The sequence below is a fragment of the Massilimicrobiota sp. An80 genome, from assembly GCF_002159255.1.
Classification (GTDB): Bacteria; Bacillota_I; Bacilli_A; order Erysipelotrichales; family Coprobacillaceae; genus Allocoprobacillus; species Allocoprobacillus merdigallinarum.
The window spans coordinates 1-2,882 of record NZ_NFHI01000093.1; the positions used below are offsets into that span (position 1 = coordinate 1).

The window sequence follows — 2,882 nt, forward strand, 5'->3', positions numbered from 1 at the left end:
TCCCTCACATGGACTGGCAGCGTGCTATTTTCGCAGTTGCCTACTATCTTCGCCGCTGTGATGCTTAACTTCTGTGTTCGGCATGGGTACAGGTGTTTCCATCACGCCTTCACCACCAGATCCCTTCGAGCACGAACGCTCAAAACTGAACAGCCTCTCTCTTCCACTTCGGCTAAGCCCTCGGTCTATTAGTATCATTCAGCTCAGCATGTCACCATGCTTGCACCCATGACCTATCTACCTCCTCGTCTTGGAGGAACCTTACTTCCGAAGAATGGGAAGTCTCATCTTGGAGGGGGCTTCACGCTTAGATGCCTTCAGCGTTTATCCCTTCCGGACTTGGCTACCCAGCTGTGCCACTGGCGTGACAACTGGTGCACCATCGGTCCGTCCACCCCGGTCCTCTCGTACTGAGGGCAGCTCTCCTCAAACTTCCTGCGCCCACGACAGATAGGGACCGAACTGTCTCACGACGTTCTGAACCCAGCTCGCGTACCGCTTTAATGGGCGAACAGCCCAACCCTTGGAACCGACTTCAGCTCCAGGATGCGATGAGCCGACATCGAGGTGCCAAACCTCCCCGTCGATGTGAACTCTTGGGGGAGATCAGCCTGTTATCCCCAGGGTAGCTTTTATCCGTTGAGCGACGGCCCTTCCATTCGGTGCCGCCGGATCACTAAGCCCGACTTTCGTCCCTGCTCGACTTGTCTGTCTCGCAGTCAAACACCCTTTTGCCTTTGCACTCTGCGCATGGTTTCCATCCATGCTGAGGGTATCTTTGGGCGCCTCCGTTACTCTTTGGGAGGCGACCGCCCCAGTCAAACTGCCCACCTGACACTGTCCCGTCGACAGCTCCATGTCGTCCGGTTAGAACTCCAATGCATCAAGGGTAGTATCCCAACGTCGGCTCCTCGAATACTGGCGTATCCGTATCCTTGCCTCCTACCTATCCTGTACATCATGCATCAGAGTCCAATATCAAGCTACAGTAAAGCTCCATGGGGTCTTTCCGTCTAGTCGCGGGTAACCTGCATCTTCACAGGTACTAAGACTTCACCGAGTCTACAGCCGAGACAGCGCCCAAATCGTTACGCCTTTCGTGCGGGTCAGAACTTACCTGACAAGGAATTTCGCTACCTTAGGACCGTTATAGTTACGGCCGCCGTTTACTGGGGCTTCGGTTCATGGCTTCGCTTTCGCTGACCACTCCCCTTAACCTTCCAGCACCGGGCAGGCGTCACCCCCTATACTTCGACTTGCGTCTTCGCAGAGAGCTGTGTTTTTGGTAAACAGTCGCTTGGGCCGTTTCACTGCGGCTCAGCTTCCACTGAGCACTCCTTCTCCCTAAGTTACGGAGTCATTTTGCAGAGTTCCTTAGCTATAGTTCTCTCGCTCACCTTAGGATTCTCTCCTCACCCATGTGTGTCCATTTTCGGTACGGGCTGTCTGCAGTTTTGCTAGAAGCTTTTCTTGGAAGCCGGCTTTGGCCTCTTCTGTACTTATCGCAATGTTCCATCCGCGTCACGCCTTCGGGTTATGCCATCCGGATTTGCCTGGATGACCCCTACCTCGCTTGCTCCAGCTCTTCCAGCCGCTGGTTGGCCTAGCCGTCTCCGTCACTCCTTCACCCACAGCCAGGTACGGGAATGTCTACCCGTTGTCCATCGGCTACGCCTCTCGGCCTCGCCTTAGGTCCCGACTTACCCAGAGCGGACGAACCTTCCTCTGGAAACCTTGGGTCTTCGGTGCGTGGGATTCTCACCCACGTGCCGCTACTCACACCGGCATTCTCTCTTCCACACGCTCCAGATGTCCTTTCGATCATCCTTCCTCGCTGTCTGGAACGCTCCCCTACCACTTACTTTCGTAAATCCATAGCTTCGGTATCATGCTTAGCCCCGGTAAATTTTCGGCGCAGAGTCATTCGACCAGTGAGCTGTTACGCACTCTTTGAAGGATGGCTGCTTCTGAGCCAACCTCCTGGTTGTCTGTACATCTCCACATCCTTTTCCACTTAGCATGTATTTGGGGACCTTAGCTGATGGTCTGGGCTGTTTCCCTCTTGACCATGGACCTTATCACCCATGGTCTGACTGCCGCTCATCGTCTCCATGACATTCGGAGTTTGATTATGCTCAGTACCTCGGGATGAGGCCATCACATATTCAGTGCTCTACCTTCATGGCACTTCCTGCGACGCTAGCCCTAAAGCTATTTCGGGGAGAACCAGCTATCTCCGGGTTCGTTTGGAATTTCACCCCTAGCCACAATTCATCCGCCAACGTTTCAACGGGGGTCGGTTCGGTCCTCCATCGGGTCTTACCCCGACTTCAACCTGATCATGGCTAGATCACCCGGTTTCGGGTCTATGACATGCAACTTTCGCCCTCTTAAGACTCGCTTTCGCTTCGGCTCCGCATCTCCTGCTTAACCTCGCTCCATATCATAACTCGCCGGCTCATTCTACAAAAGGCACGCCATCACCCTTTAACGGGCTCTGACTTCTTGTAAGCATATGGTTTCAGGTTCTATTTCACTCCCCTCCCGGGGTTCTTTTCACCTTTCCCTCACGGTACTGGTTCACTATCGCTCACCAGGGAGTATTTAGCCTTTCGAGATGGTCCTCGATCCTTCCGTCAGGATTCCTCGTGCCCCGACGTACTCAGGGTCTGCCTCGTCCTGCTTCACGACTTCGGATACGGGAGTTTCACCCTCTTCGCTGCGCCTTCCCCTGCGCTTCTCCTGTCATGTCGCATCGACTTTCTCGGCAGCCCTATAACCCCATCATCTGATGGTTTGGGCTCCTCCGCTTTCGCTCGCCACTACTTACGGAATCGTTTTTACTTTCTTCTCCTGCAGGTACTGAGATGTTTCAGTTCCCT

At 54.1% G+C, this 2,882-nt stretch carries 2 rRNA genes; both read right to left on the reverse strand.

The annotated features are described in order from the left end of the window. Positions 1-11 precede the first annotated feature (11 nt). Positions 12-120 (reverse strand): 5S ribosomal RNA (gene rrf, locus B5G32_RS13375). Between the two features lie 48 nt (positions 121-168). Further along, a 23S ribosomal RNA gene (locus B5G32_RS13380) occupies positions 169-2,882 on the reverse strand; the annotation flags it as partial.